We start from the raw sequence: 20,097 nt of genomic DNA, 5'->3' as shown, positions 1-20,097 counted from the left end.
TGAGTTTCCGATGGCGGACCAGCAAAAGCTCCTCGACTACCTCAAGCGGGTGACCGCCGACCTCCACGAGACGCGCCAGCGGCTGCGCGACGCCGAGGCGGAGGAGCCCGAGCCCATCGCCATCGTCGGAATGAGCTGCCGCTACCCCGGCGACGTCAGCAGCCCGGAGGACCTGTGGCGGCTCGTGGCCGAGGGCCGCGACGCGCTCTCCGCCTTCCCCACCGACCGGGGCTGGGACGTCGAGGCCCTCGGCGGCCGCACCGAGGACGAGGCCACGGCCGACCCCGAACGCCCCGGGCGCGGCGGCGGCTTCGTCTACGACGCCGGTGACTTCGACGCCGCCTTCTTCGGCATCTCGCCCCGCGAGGCCATGGCCATGGACCCCCAGCAGCGCCTCCTCCTGGAAGCCGTCTGGGAGACCTTCGAGCGGGCCGCCATCCCGCCGACCTCCCTGCGCGGCAGCCGCACCGGCGTCTTCGTCGGCGCCACCGCGCAGGGCTACGGGCCCGCCCTCATGGCGTCGCCCGACAACGTCGACGGCTACCTGCTCACCGGTGACGTCTCCAGCGTCATCTCCGGCCGTGTGTCGTACGTCTTCGGCCTCGAAGGCCCGGCCGTCACCGTCGACACCGCCTGCTCGTCCTCCCTCGTCGCCCTGCACCTGGCCGCGCAGGCCCTCCGGCAGGGCGAGTGCGACCTCGCCGTGGCCGGCGGCGTCGCCGTCATGGTCACCTCCGGCGCCTTCGCGGAGTTCAGCCGTCAGGGCGGCCTCGCCTCCGACGGCCGCTGCAAGCCCTTCGCCGAGGCCGCCGACGGCACCGGCTGGGGCGAGGGCGTCGGCGTCCTCGCCCTGGAGCGCCTCTCCGACGCCCGCCGCAACGGGCACCAGGTCCTCGCCGTCGTCCGTGGCTCCGCCGTCAACCAGGACGGCGCGTCCAACGGCCTGACCGCCCCCAACGGCCCCTCCCAGCAGCGCGTCATCCGCCAGGCCCTCGCGGCCGCCCGCCTCGCCACCGACGACATCGACGCCGTCGAGGGCCACGGCACCGGCACGGTCCTCGGCGACCCCATCGAGGCCCAGGCCCTCCTCGCCACGTACGGCCAGGACCGCCCGGCCGACCGGCCGCTGCTCCTCGGCTCCGTGAAGTCCAACATCGGCCACACCCAGGCCGCTTCGGGCGTCGCCGGAGTCATCAAGATGGTCATGGCGATGCGGCACGGCGTCCTGCCCGAGAACCTGCACACGGACCGCCCCAGCACCCACGTCGACTGGACGGCGGGCGCCGTCGAACTCCTCGACCGGGCCCGCGACTGGCCCGAGGCGGGCCGCCCCCGCCGCGCCGGCGTCTCGTCGTTCGGCGTCAGCGGCACCAACGCCCACGTCATCGTGGAGCAGGCCCCCACGGACGAGACCGCGCCCACCGACGCGGAGCCGACGGCTGCCGTGACACCCCCGACCGCCGCACCCTGGCTGGTGTCGGGCCGCAGCGCCCAGGCCCTGCGCGCCCAGGCCGCACGCGTCCGCGACCACGTCACCGCCGACGAGACCCTCCGGCCCGCCGACGTGGGCTGGTCCCTCCTGTCGGGCCGCTCGCCCCTCGAACACCGCGCCGTGCTCTTCGGCGAGGACCGGGACGCCTTCCTGTCCGGCCTGGAGACGGTCGCCTCCGGCACCGACGGCCCGGCCGTGGTGTCGGGCTCGGTGGTCGAGGGCCGCCTCGGCGTCGTGTTCACCGGCCAGGGCAGCCAGCGGACCGGGATGGGGCGTGAGCTGTACGAGACGTTCCCCGTCTTCGCCGATGCGCTGGACGAGGTGTGTGGCCACCTGGGCGGGCTGCTGGAACGCCCGCTCAAGGACGTCATGTTCGGCACGGACGCGGAGCTCCTTGAGCGGACGGAGTACGCGCAGCCCGCGCTGTTCGCCGTCGAGGTCGCCCTGTTCCGTCTGGCCGAGTCCTTCGGGGTGCGCCCCGAGATCGTGGGCGGGCACTCCATCGGCGAGCTGGCCGCCGCCTACGTAGCCGGACTGTGGTCCTTGGAGGACGCGGCTCGACTGGTCGCGGCGCGCGGCCGGTTGATGCAGTCCCTGCCCGAGGGCGGGGCCATGCTCGCGGTGCAGGCCGCCGAAGCGGACGTGCTGCCGCTGCTCGCCGGTCTGGAGGACCGCGCGGGAGTGGCAGCCGTGAACGGGCCCGCCCAGGTGGTGCTCTCCGGCGACCGCAAGGACCTCGCGGTCCTGGAGGAGACTCTTCGCGGCGAGGGCCGCAAGGTCCGCTGGCTGAAGGTCTCCCACGCCTTCCACTCACCTCTCATGGACCCCGTCCTGGAGGACTTCCGCAAGGTCGCCGAGGGCCTGACGTACCAGGACACCGTCCTCCCGGTCGTCTCCAACGTCACCGGGCGCCTCGCCGCCGCGAGCGAGCTGAAGGACCCCGGCTACTGGGTCCGCCACATCCGCGAGGCCGTCCGCTTCCACGACGGAGTCGGCGCGCTCACCGGCTTCGGCGTGGCGACCCTCCTCGAACTGGGCCCCGACGCGGTCCTGACGGCCATGGCACACGACACCATCGCCGAGACGGACGCCCAGGTCGGCCTCATCGGCGCCCTCCGCAAGGACCGCCCCGAACCGGACACGTTCCTGACCGCCCTCGCCGAGGCGTACGTGCGCGGAGCCGACGTCGACTGGACGCCGCTGTACGCCCCCGCCGCCTCCCGTGCCCGCGTCGACCTGCCCACGTACGCCTTCCAGCACGAGCGCTACTGGCCGCGCCCCGGCGTCGGCGGCACCGGCGACGTGCACGCGACCGGCCTGAGCCCGGCGGAGCACCCGCTGTTCGGCGCCGCCGTCGCGCTCGCCGACATGGACGGCTACCTCTTCACGGGCAGACTCTCCCTCGCGACCCACCCGTGGCTCGCGGGCCACGCACTCGGCGGCACGGTCCTGCTGCCCGCCACGGCCTTCGTCGAACTCGCCCTGCACGCCGGGCACCGCGTCGGCTGCGCGCACCTGGAGGAGCTGACCCTGCAGGCGCCCCTCGTCCTGCCCCAGCGGGGCGGCGTACAGGTGCAGCTCGCCGTGGGCGCCGCCGACGCCTTCGGGCGCCGCCCGGTGAACCTCTACTCGCGCCCCCAGCAGACGGCAGCGGACGAACTCTGGTCCGACGAGCCCTGGCAGCGCCACGCCACCGGCACCCTCGCCCCCGCCCCGGCCCCCCGCCCCGCCGAAGCCGACCTCACCCAGTGGCCCCCGGCCGACGCCGAACAGGCCGACACCGACGCCCTGTACGACAGCCTCGCCGCCGCCGGATTCAGCTACGGCTCGGCGTTCCAGGGCCTGCGATCCGTGTGGAAGCGCGGCGACGCGCTCTTCGCCGAGGTCGCGCTGCCCGAGGACGACCAGGACGACGCCGCCGCCTACGGCCTGCACCCGGCGCTCCTCGACGCCGCCCTGCACCCGCTGGGCCTCGGCACCTTCGTGTCCGACACCGAGCAGGGCCGCATGCCCTTCTCCTGGACCGGCGTGACCCTGCACGCCACGGGCGCGTCCGCGCTGCGGGTCCGGCTCACCGCCGCCGGCACCGACGGCGTGGCCCTCGCCGTCGCCGACTCTTCCGGCGAGCCGGTCGCCACCGTGGACTCCCTCGTCCTGCGGCCCCTCGCCGTGCCCGACGCGGGCGCCGAACAGGGCGGCCGGCACGACTCGCTGTACCGCGTCGACTGGAGCGTGGCGCCCGCGTCGACTCCCGCGACCGGCGGATCCCACGCCGTTCTCGGCGCCGACGAGCTGGGGCTGCGCGCGGCACTGGAGCGCGGCGGAGCGACGGTCACGGCGTACCCGGACGTCGCCGCCCTCGCGGCGGCGGTCGACAGCGGTGCCGCCCTCCCGGAGTCCGTCTTCGTCGCCTGCGCCACGTCCGCCGACCGCGCCCCGGGCGTCGCCGGAAACGTGCGTGCCTCCCTCAACGACGCCCTGCGCGCCGTGGGGGAGTGGCTGGCCTTCGAACGCGGCGACGAGTCCCGTCTTGTCGTGGTGACCTCCGGCGCCGTGGGCGTCGGCTCCGGCGACGTCGTGGCGTCGGCGGGCCTCGTGGACGCCCCGGTGTGGGGTCTCATGCGGTCGGCGCAGTCGGAGAACCCGGGGCGCCTCGTCCTGGTGGACGTCGACGGTGCCGAGCAGGCGCCGGCGCTCCTCCCGGGGGTGCTCGGTCTGGACGAGCCGCAGGTGGCGGTGCGCGGGGACGTGGTGTGGGTGCCGCGCCTCGTGCGCGCCGGTGGCGGCGCGCTGCCGGTCCCGGCGGGCGACACCTGGCAGTTGGGCGTCACGGGCCGGGGCACGCTGGAGAACCTGGCGCTCCTTCCCGTGGCCGACGACGCCGAGGTGTCCGGAGGCCGGGCCCTGGATGCCGGGGAGGTCCGCGTCGCGGTCCGCGCGGCGGGCGTCAACTTCCGTGACCCGCTGATCGCGCTGGGCATGTACCCGGGCGACGCCGTCATGGGCACCGAGGGCGCGGGCGTGGTCGTCGAGATCGGGTCCGGTGTCACGGACCTGGCCGTCGGCGACCGCGTCCTCGGCCTCCTGGAGGGCGGCTTCGGCCCGCTGGCCGTCGCCGACGCGCGGATGCTGGTCCGCATGCCCGAGGGCTGGTCGTTCGCGCAGGCCGCGTCGGTGCCGACGGTGTTCCTCACGGCGTACTACGCCCTGCGGGACCTCGCCGGCCTCGAAGCCGGGGAGTCGGTCCTGGTGCACGCCGCCGCCGGTGGTGTCGGCATGGCCGCGGTGCAGCTCGCCCGGCACTTCGGCGCCGACGTGCACGCGACGGCCAGCACCGGCAAGTGGGACGTGCTGCGGGGCCTCGGCCTCGACGACTCCCGCATCGCCTCGTCCCGGACCCTCGACTTCGAGACGTCGGTGCTCGCGGCCAGCGACGGTCAGGGTGTGGACGTGGTCCTGAACTCCCTGGCGCGGGAGTTCGTGGACGCGTCGCTGCGGTTGCTGCCGCGTGGCGGCCGTTTCGTGGAGATGGGCAAGACCGACCTCCGCGACCCCCACACCATCGGCGAGGACCACCCCGGAGTCACGTACCAGAGCTTCGACCTGATCGACGCCGGACACGACCGCATCAAGGAGATGCTGGCGGAGGTCCTGGCGCTGTTCGAGCAGGGTGTGCTGACGCCGCTGCCGGTGAAGGCGTGGGATGTGCGGCGGGCGCCGGAGGCGTTCCGTTATCTGTCGCAGGCGCGGCATGTGGGCAAGGTCGTGCTGACGCTGCCGCCTGTCTTTGAGGCGCGGGGCACGGTGCTTGTGACGGGTGCGTTGGGTGGTCTGGGTCGGGTTGTGGCCCGGCACTTGGCTGAGCGGCACGGTGTGAAGGACCTGCTGTTGGTGTCGCGTCGGGGTGAGAACACTCCCGGTGCGGGTGAAGTGCGCGCCGAGCTGGAGGAGTTGGGTGCGTCCGTCACCATCGCGGCGTGTGATGTCGCGGACCGTGCGGCCCTTGAGACGTTGCTTGAGTCCGTACGTGATGACCTCGGCGCGGTCGTGCACGTCGCGGGCGTGGTCGATGACGGTGTGCTGACGTCATTGACGCCGGAGCGGCTGGACACGGTGCTGCGTCCGAAGGTGGACGCGGCGGTGAATCTGCATGAGCTGACGGCGGGCCTGGACCTGTCGGCGTTCGTGCTGTTCTCGTCGGCTGCGGGTGTGCTGGGCAGTGCGGGGCAGGCCAACTACGCGGCTGCGAACGCGTTCTTGGACGCTCTCGCTCAGCATCGACGTGCTCAGGGTCTCCCGGCGACGTCCCTGGCCTGGGGCCTGTGGGCCGACCAGGGCGGTATGGCGGGTGCGCTGGCGGACGAGGACATCGACCGCATGAACCGGGCCGGAGTCGCTGCCCTCTCGGCGGCGGAAGGCCTCGCCCTCCTCGACGCCTCCCTCGCCCAGCCCGACGGCGCCCTCGTCCCCATGAAGCTCGACACCGACGTCCTGCGTCAGCAGTTCGGCGCCGACGTGCCCCCGCTGTTCCGGAGCCTCATCCGCGGCCAGGTCCGCAAGGCCGTCACCGCGCAGGCGGGCGGCACGGCGGCCGACGGCCAGGAGCCCCTGGCCGAGCGTCTCGCCGGGCTCGCCGCGGAGGACCGCGAACAGTTCCTCGTCGACGTCGTACGCGCCAACGTGGCCGCCGTCCTCGGCTACCCGTCGCCCGAGTCCGTCGACGCGGCCAAGGCGTTCAAGGAGCTGGGCTTCGACTCGCTCACCTCCGTCGAGCTCCGCAACCGCCTCGGCGGCGCCACCGCCCTGCGGCTGCCCGCCAGCCTCGTCTTCGACTACCCCACGCCCGTCGCCCTCGCCGCCCACCTGCGCACGGAACTGCTCGGCTCGCTCCCCGAGTCCGCCGCCCCGAGCGCGGCCCCGGCGGGCCGCGAGGACGCGTCCCAGGGCGCGGCCGACGAGCCCATCGCCATCGTCGCGATGAGCTGCCGCTACCCCGGCGGCGTACGGTCCCCCGAGGACCTGTGGCGCATGGTGGCCGCGGGCGAGGACGGCCTGTCCGGGTTCCCCGTGAACCGGGGCTGGGACGTCGCCGCCCCCGCGGGCCTCGACGGCGCGGACGGCGACGACGGACTCACGTACGTCACGACCGGCGCCTTCCTGCACGACGCCGACGAGTTCGACCCGGACTTCTTCGGCATCAACCACCGCGAGGCCCTGGCCATGGACCCGCAGCAGCGGCTCCTCCTCGAAACCTCCTGGGAGGCCGTCGAGCGCGCGGGCATCGTCCCGGCGTCCGTACGCGCCAGCGACACCGGCGTCTTCGTCGGCCTGTCGACCCAGGGCTACTCGACGACGCTGAACGGCGCCGAGGGCGTCGAGGGCTACGTCATGACCGGCGACGCGGCCAGCGTCGCCTCCGGCCGCCTCTCGTACTCCTTCGGCTTCGAGGGCCCCGCCGTCACGGTCGACACGGCCTGCTCGTCCTCGCTCGTCGCGCTGCACCTCGCCGTGCAGGCGCTGCGGCAGGGCGAGTGCTCGATGGCGCTCGCGGGCGGCGCGGCGGTCATGCCGACGCCCACCTCGTTCGCGGAGTTCAGCCGCCAGCGCGGCCTGGCCCCCGACGGCCGCTGCAAGTCCTTCGCCGCGGGCGCGGACGGCACCGGCTGGGGCGAGGGCGTGGGCATGCTCGTCCTTGAGCGCCTGTCGGACGCTCAGCGCAACGGGCACCAGGTCCTCGCCGTCGTGCGTGGCTCGGCCATCAACCAGGACGGCGCGAGCAACGGTCTGACGGCGCCGAACGGCCCGTCCCAGCAGCGCGTCATCCGTGCCGCCCTCGCCAACGCCCGCCTCACGCCCGCGGACGTGGACGCGGTCGAGGCCCACGGCACGGGCACCACCCTCGGCGACCCCATCGAGGCCCAGGCCCTCATCGCCACCTACGGCAAGGACCACCCCGAGGACCGGCCGCTCTGGCTGGGCTCGCTGAAGTCCAACATCGCCCACACCCAGGCCGCCGCCGGCGTCGGCGGCGTCATCAAGACGGTCATGGCGATGCGCCACGGCACCCTGCCCAAGACGCTGTACGTGGACGCCCCGACCCCCGAGGTCGACTGGTCCGGCGCGGGCGTCGAGCTGCTGACCGAGGCCCGCGACTGGCCCGGACGGGAGGACGGGTCGCCGCGCCGCGCGGGCGTGTCCTCGTTCGGCATCAGCGGGACGAACGCCCACGTCATCCTGGAGCAGGCCCCCGAGGTGTCCGAGGCCACCGCCGAGGCCGCCGCACCCACCGGCGCCCCCGGGCTGTCCCGGCCCGCCGTCATCCCCCTCGTCCTCACCGCCAGGACCCCGGAGTCGCTCCCGGGCCAGGCCGCCCGCCTGCGGGACCACCTCCTGGCCAACGCCGACCTCGAACTCGGCGACGTGGCCTGGTCGTTGGCGGTGGCGCGGTCGCGGTTCGAGCACCGGGGTGTCGTCCTCGGCGGCGACCGGAAGGAGCTGCTGGCCGGGCTCGACGCACTGGCGCAGGGTGACACGACCGCTCGGAACGTGGCTGTGGGCCGCGCTCAGGGCGGCACCGTCCGCCCGGTCTTCGTCTTCGCCGGCCAGGGCTCGCAGTGGGCCGGGATGGCCCGTGAACTCCTCGACTCAAGCCCCGTGTTCGCCGACCGCATGGGCGAGTGCGCCGACGCGCTCGCGGAGTTCGTCGACTGGAACCTCCTCGACGAGCTGAGCGGGGACCACTTCGACCAGGTGGACGTGGTCCAGCCGGTCCTGTTCGCCGTGATGGTGTCCCTCGCCGCGACCTGGCAGGCGGCGGGCGTCGAGCCTGCGGCCGTGGTCGGGCACAGCCAGGGCGAGATCGCCGCCGCGTGCGTCGCGGGTGCGCTGTCCCTGCGGGACGCCGCCCGCGTCGTGGCCCTGCGCAGCCAGGCCATCCGCGAGCTGTCCGGCAAGGGCGGCATGGTCTCCCTCGTCCTGCCGCAGGACGAGACCGGGGCGCTCCTGGAAGCGTGGGACGGCCGCATCGAGATCGCCGCCGTCAACGGGCCCTCCCAGGTGGTCGTCTCCGGCGACCCCGAAGCCCTCCAGGAGCTGATCGCCGAGTGCGCCGCGCGGGAACTGCGCGCCCGCGCCATCCCCGTCGACTACGCGTCCCACTCCTCGTACGTGGAGCAGATCGAGGCCCGCATCGCCGAAGCGCTCGCCGACGTCACCCCGGGCACCCCCACGACCCCGCTGTACTCGACCCTCACCGGCACCTGGCTGGACGCCGACACGCCCATGGACGCGGGCTACTGGTACCGCAACCTGCGCCACACCGTCCTCTTCGAGCAGGCCACCCGCGGCCTCCTCGCCGAAGGACACGGCCTGTTCCTGGAGATGAGCCCGCACCCGGTCCTCACCGTCCCCGTGCAGGAGACCATCGACGCCACGCCGCACACCGGCGCGGTCGCGCTCGGCTCCCTGCGCCGCGACGAGGGCGGCACCGAGCAGCTGTACGCCGCCCTCGCCGCGGCACACGTCCACGGCGCCGCACTCGACTGGCGGGCCCTCCTGCCCGGCGAACGCACCGTCGTCGACCTGCCCACGTACGCCTTCCAGCGGCAGCGCTTCTGGCCCGCGCCCGCCGCCGGCACCGGCGACGTCACCGCCGTCGGCATCGAGTCCGCGGGACACCCGCTGCTCGGCGCCAGCGTGGAACTCGCCGACGCCGACCAGTACCTGCTCACCGGAAGGCTCACCCGCCGCACCCACCCCTGGCTCGCGGACCACGCGGTGGGGGACACCGTGCTGCTGCCCGGCACCGCGTACGTCGAGATGGCGCTGCGCGCCGGGGACGAGGTCGGCTGCGGCCTCGTCGAGGAGCTGACCCTCCAGGCGCCGCTCGTCGTCGCCGACGACGACACCGTCACCCTTCAGGTGTGGGTCGGCGCCCCCGACACCGCGGGCCGCCGCCCGCTCACCGTGTCCTCGCGGAACCAGGGCGCCACCGACGCCCCGTGGACGCGGCACGCCACCGGCACCCTCGGCGACACGCAGGCCGCTCCCGCGTCCGCGCGGGAGGACGGGGCGCTGGCCGTGTGGCCGCCCGAGGGCGCCGAAGCGGTCGCCGTCGACGGGTTCTACGAGCGCCTCGCCGAGGGCGGACTGGCCTACGGCCCGGTGTTCCAGGGCCTGCGCGCCGCCTGGCGGGACCCGGCCGGCGACGCCGTCTACGCCGAGGTCCACCTGCCCGAAGAGGCCCACCGGGACGCCGCCGCGTTCGGCGTGCACCCGGCGCTCCTCGACGCCGCCCTGCACACCGTCGCCCTCGCGCCCTTCGCGGAGACCGACGGCGTGCGGCTCCCGTTCGCCTGGACCGGCGTGACCCTGGCCGCACAGGGCGCCACCGTCCTGCGCGTGCGGGTGCGCCCCGACGGCACCGGGGGAGTGGCACTGCTCTTCGCCGACGACACCGGCGCGCCGGTCGCCCGCGCCGACTCCCTCGAACTGCGCCCCGTCGCCCCCGAGCAACTGCGCGCGGCCTCCGGCGGCGGACACCACGACGCCCTCTTCCACGTCGAGTGGACGCCGCTGCCCACGGCCGCGGCCGACGCGACCGGCACGACCTGGGCGACGGTCGGCCCCGACCCGCTGCGGTCCTGCGCCGAACTCACCGCGTCCGGGGCGCACATGGCGGCGTACGCGGACATCGACGCGCTGTACGCGGCCCTCGACGACGGCGCCGACGCGCCGGACACGCTGCTCGTCAGCTTCACGGACGAGCCGGGCGCCGACGGGACGGACGTCGAGGGTTCGGGCGCCGTGGCCCCGAGCGGGACGGCCGACTCCCTGGACGCCGACGCCACCGCCGCGCGTGCCCGCGCCGCCCTGGGCCGGGCCCTCGCCCTGCTCCAGACCTGGCAGTCCGACGCGCGCCTGTCCGCCACCCGGCTCGTCCTGGTGACACGGGGCGCGGTCGCCGCCGACGGCGGCGACGTACCGGACCTCGCGCACGCCCCGCTGTGGGGCCTGGCCCGCTCGGCCCAGTCCGAGCAGGCGGGCGGCCCGGGCGGAGCCGGGTGCGTGCTGATCGACCTGGAGGCGGTGCGCGGCGGCGACGCGGTGCGCGGCGGCGGCCGTGCGGGCAGCGCGGGTGAGGAGGGTGACGCGGGCGAGGAGGGTGACGCCAGCGCCGAGGGCCACGGCCACTCGGCCGACCGGCCCTCCACCGCCGCCCTGCTCCTCGCCGGACTCGCCCTGGACGAGCCGCAGTTGGCGGTGCGCGACGGGGTGCTGCTCGCGCCCCGGCTCGTGCCCGCCCCGACGAAGGCCGCGGCATCCGCTCCGGCGGCCGACGCCGACGGCACCGACGCCGACACCGCCGAGGCCCCCGCGACCACCACCCCCCGCACCCCCGACCCCGACGGCACCGTCCTCATCACCGGCGCCACCGGCGCCCTGGGCGCCCTCGTCGCCCGGCACCTGGTCGCCGAGCACGGCGCCCGGCACCTGCTCCTGACGGGACGCCGGGGCCCCGACGCGCCGGGCGCCGCCGACCTGGTCGCGGAACTCGAAGGACTCGGCGCCGACGCCCGCGTGGTCGCCTGCGACGTCGCCGACCGCGACGCGCTGGCCGCCGTGCTCGCCGCGGTCCCGGCGGCGCACCCGCTGACCGCCGTCGTGCACACGGCCGGAGTCCTCGACGACGCCCTCGTGGGATCCCTGACGCCCGAGCACGTCGACACGGTCCTGCGGCCCAAGCTGGACGCGGCCCTCAACCTGGCGGAGCTGACGGCAGGTCAGGACCTGGCGGAGTTCGTCCTGTTCTCCTCCGCGGCCGCCACCTTCGGCAGCCCCGGCCAGGGCAACTACGCGGCGGCCAACGCCTTCCTCGACGCCTTCGCGCACCACCTGCGGTCCCGGGGCGTGCCCGCCACGGCGCTCGCCTGGGGCCTGTGGGCCGAGGCCAGCGACATGACCGGCCACCTCGACGAGGCGCGCCGCACCCGCATCTCGCGCGGCGGTGTCCTGCCGCTGTCGTCGGACGAGGGCGTCGAACTCTTCGACACGGCCCGCTCGTCCGGTGCGCCGCTGCTGCTGCCCGTACGCCTCGACACGGCGGCCCTGCGGGCCGGCGCGCGCCAGGGCGAGACCGTGCCGCCGCTCCTGCGGCGCCTGGTGCGGGCCCAGGCCCGCCGTGCCGCCGCCGGGGCCGCGGCGTCCGAGGCGGAGGCCTTCGCGCGCCGTCTGGCCGCCGCGTCCGCCGACGAGCGGGCGCAGCTGCTCATCGCCCTGGTGCGGGACCAGGCGGCGGCCGTGCTCGGGCACGCCTCCGCCGACCGGGTCGAGGACGGACGCGGCTTCCTGGAGCTGGGCTTCGACTCCCTCACCGGCGTCGAGCTGCGCAACCGCCTCATGGCCGCGACCGGCCTGCGGCTCCCGGCGACCCTGGTCTTCCAGAACCGCACCCCGCGCGCCCTGGCCGACCGCCTCGCCGCGGACCTGGACCAGGCCGCGCCCGCGGGCCAGGACACGACGGCCCCGCGCGAGCGGACCACCGGACAGACGCGCGGCACCGGGACGGCCCCGGCCGCCCGGCAGTCCGCCCCGGCGCCCACGGCCACCGCGCGGCGGGCCGCCGAGGCCCCGCCCGCCGTCGCGGCGCCCCGGCCCGCGACCGGTCTCGCCGAGCTGTACGACGAGGCCGCGCGGCAGGGCAGGGCCGACGACCTGATCCCGCTCCTGCGGACCATGGCCCAGTTCCGCGCCTCGTTCACGGGCGAGGCCGAACTCGACGCGCCGCGCGCCCCGTTCACCCTGGCGCGCGGTGAGGACCCGGTCGGCGTGGTCCTGTTCACGTCGTACGTCGGCCGCTCCAGCGCGTACGACTACGCCCGCTTCGGCGCGTACTTCCGGGACCGGCGCGACGTCAGCGTCATCACCCACCCGGGCTTCCTGGAGGGCGAGTTGCTGCCCGCCGACAAGGAGGCCCTGGTGCGGCTGCACGCCGACACCGTGCAGCGGCACACCGGAGGCAAGCCGTACGTCCTCGCCGGGCACTCCTCCGGAGGGCTCGTCGCGCACGCCGTGGCCCGGGAGCTGGAGGAGCGCGGCGCCGGACCCGCGGGCGTGGTCCTCGTGGACACCTACGTCGAGGAGAAGGCGCTCGGCGACATGGCCGCCGCGATGGGCAAGCAGCTCAGCGACCGCTACGACTCCGCGCCGGACGCCGAGGGCGCGGTCGTCACGGACGCCGACGGCGACGACTGGGGCGACGCCTGGGTCACCGCCATGGCCCGCTACATGTTCCTCGGCCTGCTGCCCGACGCCATCGAGGCGCCGACGCTCCTGGTCCGGGCGAGCGAGCCCCTCATGGAGTGGACCCGGGAGTACGACTGGCGGCCGTCCTGGAAGCTGGGGCACACCGCGGTGGACGTGCCCGGCACGCACTTCACGGTGATGGAGGAGCACTCCCACACCACGGCGCGCGCCGTCGAGGAGTGGCTGGACCGGCTCTGACACAGCGGCACGACGGCCCCGCCCCCGCACTCCGGGGGCGGGGCCGTTCGTCATGCACCGGGGGGGGGCGGTGCCGCCGACGTACACCGGGGGCGGGGCCCGCCGTACCGTCACCCCGGAAGCGGCCCGGGCCCGCCCCGCACGCACGACGAAGGCCCGTCCCCGCGTTCCTTCGCGGTGACGGGCCTTCGTCGTGCAGCGAGCCCCTAGGACAAGTGGCCGTAGTCCGGCCAGATCTTGGACCAGGGCTTCGTGCGGCCCTCCAGGATCCAGACGGGGACGCCGTCGACGAAGCTCTCGCCGGGACCGCCCGCGGCCGTCGCGGCCTTGCGCACCTTCGTGAAGTACGGCTTGAGCTTCGCGACGTCGGAGCCCACGTACAGGACCGGGCCCGAGGAGTCGGCCGGCGCGCCGAAGTACCAGTAGCCGCGGTGGCCGCTGTAGGCGGGCGGCAGGTCGCGGTCGGGGCCGAAGTGATCGACGGCGCCCGCCTCCTGGTAGTACTGCGTGACCACCACGGCGCGCTTCCGCTCGGCGGCGGGCAGCGCCTTGTTGGCCTTGTCGACCGCGTCGATGAGGTGCGGCCAGCGCAGCGTCTCGGCGGTCATCGGGTTGTTCTTCGGCTGCTCGGTCTTCGTCACCTGCGACACCGGATACACCGGCAGCGAGAGCGCCACGCACACCAGCGCCGTCAGGGCCACCACCGGCCACGTCGCGAGCCACCGCCACCAGCGGGCCCCGCCGCCACGCGCCAGCTCCACCGCGCCCGCGGCCCACAGCGGCGCGAAGGCGCCCACCACGTACGCGGGACGGCCGCCGGTGACCAGGAACACGGCCGTGAGACCGAGGAACGTCCAGGCCAGGAAGCGGTAGGGGGCGAGCTGCGGCGACCGCAGGAGGCGGATCAGGCCGTAGACCAGGACGACGGTGAACACCCCGCCGGACAGCACGATCAGATACGGCAGGAAGCCCGCGCGGCCGCCGAGGATCCCCTCGTCCGCGAGGACCTGGGACATCTCCATCTGCGGCCAGTCGTTCCGCGCCTGCCAGATCAGACCCGGCAGGGACGTGACGGCCGCGACGGCCGCGCCCAGCCACAGCGCCTTGCGGCGCAGCAGGTCCCGCGGGCCGACCACGAACAGGCAGACGGCGAGGACGGCCCAGAAGCCGACGATCAGATACTTGCCCTGCAGCGCCAGGGCCGTCGCCAGGCCCGCGAAGAGCAGCAGCCGGTCCTCGCGGGTGCGCACCCAGCGGATCAGGAGCCAGTTCACGGCCGTCCACAGGAACAGGTCGAGCGCCATCGTCGACAGCGCGTGCCCGCTGATCAGGACGGCGGGCGCGAAGCCGTACGCGGCGGCCGTGAGTACCTGCGCCCGGCGCTCCCCGCCGAACTCGCGGGCGATGAGCGCGGCGACGAGCGCGCCCGCCACCGTGAGCAGCACCGGAAGCAGCCGCAGCGCGAACAGCGAGCCGCCGGTGACGGCGTCGATGCCGTGGGCGAGCAGCGGAAGCAGCACCGGCTGGTCCGCGTACCCCCAGTCCAGGTGCTGTCCGGCGCCGAGGAAGTACAGCTCGTCGCCCTGGAATCCGTATCGCGTGCTCACCAGGAGCAGCGCGAGACCGGCCGCGCCCGCGACCGCGCCCACCCAGCGCCCCGCGAACGGCGGCGGTGTCACGGCATCCGGCGCCGCCCCTTCCTCCTGGTCCCGCCCCGCTGATATTCCAGCCTCGGGTTCCGCAGGCGTCTGCTGGTCTTTAATATCCTGTTCGTGTTCCTGTTCCGGTACTCGACCGGTCTGTGTCCGAACTCCCACCGGGACCTCCGCGGCTTATGCGGTACATAGCGTGAACACCGTCGAAGGTAGCGCTTGGCACGGCCCGTCAGCTTGCCCCTGTAACCGGCAAGTTGGCTGCTCAGGGGGGACTAGGGGGAAGATAGGGGTTCTGCTGCTCAGGCACGCTCAATAGCTTCTACCGTAGGTCCTCGGAAGGCTCGGCTGCGCGCGGAGCCGCCCGGGGCGGGAGAAATCCTCGACCTTATCGTGCCTATCGAGCCCGATGATTCTCAAGTTTGGGAAAGGGGGCGGCTTTGATGACACCTCACATATTCACCGGGGATTCGGCGCGGACCTTCGCCGAATTCGAGCAGGAAACCCTGCGGGTCGCGATGGTCCTGCGCGCGGAGGGCGTCCGGCCGGGAGACCGGGTCCTCCTCAAGGCCGGCAACTCGGCCGCCTGGCTGAACGCCTTCTTCGCGCTGATGCACGTCGGCGCCTCCATCGTCCTCGTCGACCAGCAGGAGCACGCGCGCGAGACCGGCCGCATCGTCGAGCGCACCCGCGCCCGGCTGTGTCTCTACGACGACGACGCCCCCGTACCGGCCGAGACGCGCGACGCCGTCTACCTGTACAAGCTGCTCGTCGAGGCGTCCGGCCTGGTCCCGGCCGAACCGTCCCTCGACTTCGACGCCTGGTGCGCGCTGCCCGACGGCCTGATCATGTGGTCCTCCGGCTCCACCGGCACCCCCAAGGGCGTGGTGAAGAACGGCGGCCGCTTCCTGGAGAACCTGCGGCGCAACGCCGACCACATGGGCCACGGCCCCGGTGACGTCCTGCTCCCGCTGCTGCCCTTCGCCCACCAGTACGGCCTGTCGATGGTCCTCATCGCCTGGCTCGCCAAGTGCTCCCTGGTCGTCGCGCCCCACCGGCGCCTCGACCGGTCCCTGCTCATGGCCGGGCAGTGCGGCGTCACCGTCATCGACGCCACCCCGGCCACGTACCGCAGCATGCTCAACCTCACCCGCCGCCAGAGCGACGTGCGCGCGGCCCTCGGCGGCGTCCGCATGTTCTGCAGCGGCGCGGCCCCCCTCGACCCGGCCCTGTCCGACGCCTACGTCGACTCCTTCGGGAAGCCGCTGCTCGACAGCTACGGCAGCACCGAGCTGGGCAACATCGCCTTCGCCACCATCGACAACCCCGTCGCCTGCGGCCGCGTCATGAAGGGCCTTCAGATGAACGTCCAGGACGACGACGGCAACGTCCTGGCCCCCGGGGAGATGGGCGAACTCGTCGTCAACACCCCCGACATGATGTCCGGCTACCTCGCCGAGGACGGCACCGTCGACCTCGTCGACCAGGGCTGGTACCGCACCGGCGACCTCGGTCACCTCGACGCCGACGGCAACCTCTTCGTCGCCGGCCGCAAGCTCGCCGTGCACCGCATGGGCTACACCCTCTACCCGGAGATCATCGAGCGGAGGGCCGCCGCTGCGGGCTGCGCCGTCAAGGTGATCGCGCTGCCCGACGACGCGCGCGGCAGCGAACTCGTCTTCTTCGTCGAGGACGCGAGCGGCCGCGACGTCGCCGAGTGGCGCACCCGCATCAAGGACGCCCTGCCCTCGTACGAACACCCCAACCGGGTCGTCGTCATCGACAGCTTCCCCCTGAACCGCAACGGCAAGCCCGACCGGCGCGCCCTGGAGCAGCGGGCGGCCGAGCGGAGCACGGAACTCGCCACCTCGGCCTGAGCCCGCACGGGCGGGCCGACCGGCCGGCACAGCCACACCAGCCAGACCAGCTTGACCAGGCAGACCAGACAGAGCGGACATGATGACGACCGACCAGGCACGCAGCGCCGTGGTGTTTCCGGGCATGGGGCCCTCGCGCTTCACCGACGTGGGCAAGTTCATGATGATCGACCCCTATGTGCGGAAGCGTCTCGCGGCCGCGGACGACGCCCTCGGCCGCTCGGTCCTGGACGAATTCCGCACCGCGGGAACGGACTTCGGGGCGTTCGCCCAGGTCGCCTTCTTCATCAACTCGGTGGCCCTGGCCGACCGGGCCGTCGAGACCCGGGGCCTCGCCCCGGACGTCTGCGTCGGCTTCAGCTTCGGCCAGAAGGCCGCGACCGCGTTCAGCGGCGCCCTGCCGTTCGCCGAGGCCGTCCGCCTCACCCATGAACTCGCCCTGTGCGAACAGCGGTTCTTCGAGGAGGAGCACCAGGACCTGGTGACGCTCACCATCACCCGGGTGCCCGCGGCGGCCCTCGACGAGGTCCTCGGGGAGCTGGCCGAGCGCGGCGAGTTCCACGAGGTCTCCGGCCACCTCGACGAGGGCATGCACATGGTCACGATGCGCGAGCAGGTCCTTGAGCCCTTCCAGCGCCGCATCAGCGCCGTCGGCGGCTACTCGCTGTACTCCATGAAGCCGCCCGCGCACTGCCGGGTCCTCACCGGCCTGCGGGCCCGCGTCGAGGAGGAGGTCCTCGCCAAGTTCGAGCTCGCCGACCCCGAACTGCCCCTGGTCGCCGACCACGACGGCGCCCTGATCACCCGCGCCGACCAGCTGCGCACCCTGCTCCTCGACACCTTCGACCACCCGGTCCGCTGGCACCCGGTCGTGGACACCCTGCGCGGCATGGGCGTGCGCACGGTCCACGTCACCGGACCCGACCGGCTCATCCACCGCCTCGACGTCACCACCCGCGCCTTCGACGTGGTGGCACTGGGACCGGAGCAGGCCCTCCGGCCCGCCAGGACCACCTCTCGCAAGGAGAAGTGATGGCCACGCTCATGGACAGCAAGTCGGCCGGGTTCAAGTTCAGCGCCAAGCTCGGCGCGACCCGTGCGATCCTGCGCGCCTTCGGCGTGTTCGGCGACCCGTTCACCCGGCTCCTGCAGGGCCAGGAGGACCCGTACCCGCTGTATGCGAAGGTGCGGCAGCGGGGCCCCGTGCACCGCAGCCACCTGGGCACCTGGGTCACCGGCAGCCATGAACTCGGCACCCGGATCCTGCGGGACCGCACCCTGTTCCTCAACCGCGAACAGGGCGGCGTGCCCGGCCACGAGATGATGGCCGAGATCCCCTGGAACAGCTCCATCCTCGGCCTCGACCCGCCCGACCACACCCGTCTGCGCCGCCTCGCGCAGCCCGCCTTCGGCCCCCGGATGATCAGCAAGTACCGGGTCCAGGTGGAGAAGCTCTGCAACGGCCTGCTCGACGACCTCGCCACCCGCGACGGCTTCGACCTCATCGAGGACTTCGCGGGACCCCTGCCGCTGTTGGTCATCGGGGAGCTCCTCGGCGTCCCCGAGGAGTACCACGACCGGTTCATCCGCGCCGGCCGCAAGGTCGGGCCCGTCATCGACGGCGTCAAGTCCCTGAAGATGGCACGGGACTTCCGCGGCGCCGTCGACGACCTCGACCAGGTCTTCACCGAGCTGATCGAGCTGCGCGCCAAGGACCCCGGCGACGACCTCATCAGCCGCCTCACCGTGGCCAACGAGGAGGGCAGGCTCAGCACCGAGGAACTCCTCGCGTTCTGCACGGTCCTCGCCGTCACCGGCTTCGAGACCACCACCAACCTCATCGGCAACGCCGTCCTCGCGATGACCGGCGACCGTGCGCAGTGGGACCTGCTGCGCGAGGACCCCGACCTCGCGCCGCGCGCCGTCGAGGAGACCCTGCGCTACGACTCGCCCGCCCTCCAGGCCCAGCGCGTCCCGCACGGCGACATCGCCCTCGCCGGCCACCACATCCGGGCCAACAGCTCCGTGGTCGTCCTCATCGGCGCCGCCAACCGCGACCCCGAGGTGTACGACGAGCCGGACCGCTTCGACCTCACCCGCGAGAACCCGGCCGAGCACCTGTCGTTCTCCGGCGGCATCCACTACTGCATCGGCGCCCCGCTGGCCCGCATGGAGGGCGAGACCGCGCTGCGCGTCCTCGCCGAACGCCTGCCGGACCTGCGCGTCGCCGGACCCGTGGTGCGCCGCAGCTCGCCCGTGATCAGCGGCTGCACCCGGCTGCCCGTCAGCGGCACCCCTGGATGAGACCGGTCACCGGCCGACCCGTGTGAGCACCCCGACGTGAGTACCCCGCGCAACCGAGGAGAGAGATGAGCGAGACACCCGAGTCCGAGTCCTGGCGGCGGGAGGTCGATCGCTCCACCTTCCCCCGGCGCGACCCCGGCCCCATCGACCTGCGCCGCTACTACTCCCAGCCGGCCTACTCGGGCGTGCCCACCTTCATGGGTGTGCCCCTGGCCCTCAACCAGGAGGACCTGCGGGCGGGCGGCGTCGACGTGGCCGTGGTGGGCTGCCCCGTCGACGTCTCCAGCGGACACCGCGGCGCCGCCTACGGGCCGCGCGCCATCCGCGCCGACGAGCGCTACCTGTACGCCACGCCCGAGGGCTTCGTGCACTCCGCGACCCGCGTCAACCCGTTCAACGTCCTGAAGGTCGTCGACTACGGCGACGCGGCCGTCGACCCCTTCGACATCACCCGGTCCATGGAGCCCATCCGCGGCCTGGTCCGGGAGATCGCCGAGGTCGGGGCGCGGCCCGTGGTGCTCGGCGGCGACCACTCGCTGCTGTGGCCGAGCGTGGGCGCGCTCTCGGAGGTGCACGGGCGCGGCTCCATCGCCGTCATCCACTTCGACGCGCACCCCGACTGCCACGAGGAGCTGTTCGGGCACCGGGCCACGCACACCACGCCGATCCGCCGCCTCATCGACGAGGAGATGGTGCCGGGCCCGAACATCATCCAGGTCGGCATCCGCACCATCTCGGGCCCCGACGACCAGCTGTTCAACTGGATGCGCCGGGCCGGCATGCGCTCGCACTTCATGGCCGAGATCGAGCGGATCGGCTTCGCCGCCGTCATCGACAAGGTCATCGAGGAGGCCAAGGCGGTCGCCGACCACGTCTATCTGTCCCTGGACATCGACGTCCTCGACCCGGCGTTCGCCCCCGGCACCGGAACCCCCGAGCCCGCCGGGCTCAACACCCGCGAACTGTTCATGGCCCTGCGCCGCATCGCGCACGAGACGGACCTGATCGGCATGGACGTGGTCGAGGTCGCCCCGCACCTGGACGCGGGCTACTCCACCGCCATGAACGCCCGCAGGGCCGTCTTCGAGGCGCTCACCGGCCTCGCCCTGAACCGCATCAAGATCTCCAGCAAGAACTACGCGAACCCGATCGTGGCCGGTGAGGTCCGCTTCCCGCTCCGCTGAGCGGGACGGGATCCCCGGGCGCGTACCGCGCACGCGTCGAAGGCGGGCCACGGCCCGCCTTCGGCCTGTTCACCCGCTCTTCTCAC

6 protein-coding genes are annotated in these 20,097 nt (G+C 74.0%); 5 read left to right on the top strand and 1 reads right to left on the bottom strand.

What is annotated here, in order from left to right:
- Window positions 1–10 precede the first annotated feature (10 nt).
- Window positions 11–12,994, top strand: coding sequence for an SDR family NAD(P)-dependent oxidoreductase (locus AB6L24_RS04945; protein WP_405652495.1), 12,984 nt, complete (start codon window positions 11–13; stop codon window positions 12,992–12,994).
- A 206-nt stretch (window positions 12,995–13,200) separates the two neighbouring features.
- On the opposite strand, the gene AB6L24_RS04940 is transcribed toward AB6L24_RS04945, so the two are convergent.
- Window positions 13,201–14,673, bottom strand: coding sequence for an ArnT family glycosyltransferase (locus AB6L24_RS04940; protein ID WP_405652493.1), 1,473 nt, complete (start codon window positions 14,671–14,673; stop codon window positions 13,201–13,203).
- A gap of 416 nt (window positions 14,674–15,089) precedes the next feature.
- Between AB6L24_RS04940 and AB6L24_RS04935 the strand changes: the two genes are divergently transcribed.
- The 4 genes from AB6L24_RS04935 (at window position 15,090) to AB6L24_RS04920 (ending at window position 20,011) form a co-directional block, all read left to right on the top strand.
- Entirely contained in the window at window positions 15,090–16,523 is a 1,434-nt protein-coding gene (locus AB6L24_RS04935; protein WP_405652491.1) for a class I adenylate-forming enzyme family protein, read from the top strand.
- Window positions 16,524–16,602: 79 nt separating this feature from the next.
- Window positions 16,603–17,556: an ACP S-malonyltransferase gene (locus AB6L24_RS04930; RefSeq protein ID WP_405652489.1), complete on the top strand. Its 954-nt coding sequence runs from the start codon at window positions 16,603–16,605 to the stop codon at window positions 17,554–17,556.
- Entirely contained in the window at window positions 17,556–18,827 is a 1,272-nt protein-coding gene (locus AB6L24_RS04925; protein WP_405652487.1) for a cytochrome P450, read from the top strand. The genes AB6L24_RS04930 and AB6L24_RS04925 overlap by 1 nt, the downstream gene beginning before the upstream one ends.
- A gap of 65 nt (window positions 18,828–18,892) precedes the next feature.
- Window positions 18,893–20,011: an agmatinase family protein gene (locus AB6L24_RS04920; protein ID WP_380855402.1), complete on the top strand. Its 1,119-nt coding sequence runs from the start codon at window positions 18,893–18,895 to the stop codon at window positions 20,009–20,011.
- Window positions 20,012–20,097: the final 86 nt, after the last annotated feature.

This window comes from Streptomyces sp. RK9, assembly GCF_045070545.1.
GTDB lineage: Bacteria > Actinomycetota > Actinomycetes > Streptomycetales > Streptomycetaceae > Streptomyces > Streptomyces alboflavus.
The sequence above is the reverse complement of the archived record's forward strand: the minus strand, read 5'-3'. Positions and strand labels throughout refer to the sequence as shown.

Excerpts from the sequence above, each read along its gene's own strand:
- AB6L24_RS04945 (WP_405652495.1), top strand. The coding sequence starts at position 11 with ATGGCGGACCAGCAAAAGCTCCTCGACTACCTCAAGCGGGTGACCGCC.
- AB6L24_RS04935 (WP_405652491.1), top strand. The coding sequence starts at position 15,090 with ATGACACCTCACATATTCACCGGGGATTCGGCGCGGACCTTCGCCGAA.
- AB6L24_RS04930 (WP_405652489.1), top strand. The coding sequence starts at position 16,603 with ATGATGACGACCGACCAGGCACGCAGCGCCGTGGTGTTTCCGGGCATG.
- AB6L24_RS04925 (WP_405652487.1), top strand. The coding sequence starts at position 17,556 with ATGGCCACGCTCATGGACAGCAAGTCGGCCGGGTTCAAGTTCAGCGCC.
- AB6L24_RS04920 (WP_380855402.1), top strand. The coding sequence starts at position 18,893 with ATGAGCGAGACACCCGAGTCCGAGTCCTGGCGGCGGGAGGTCGATCGC.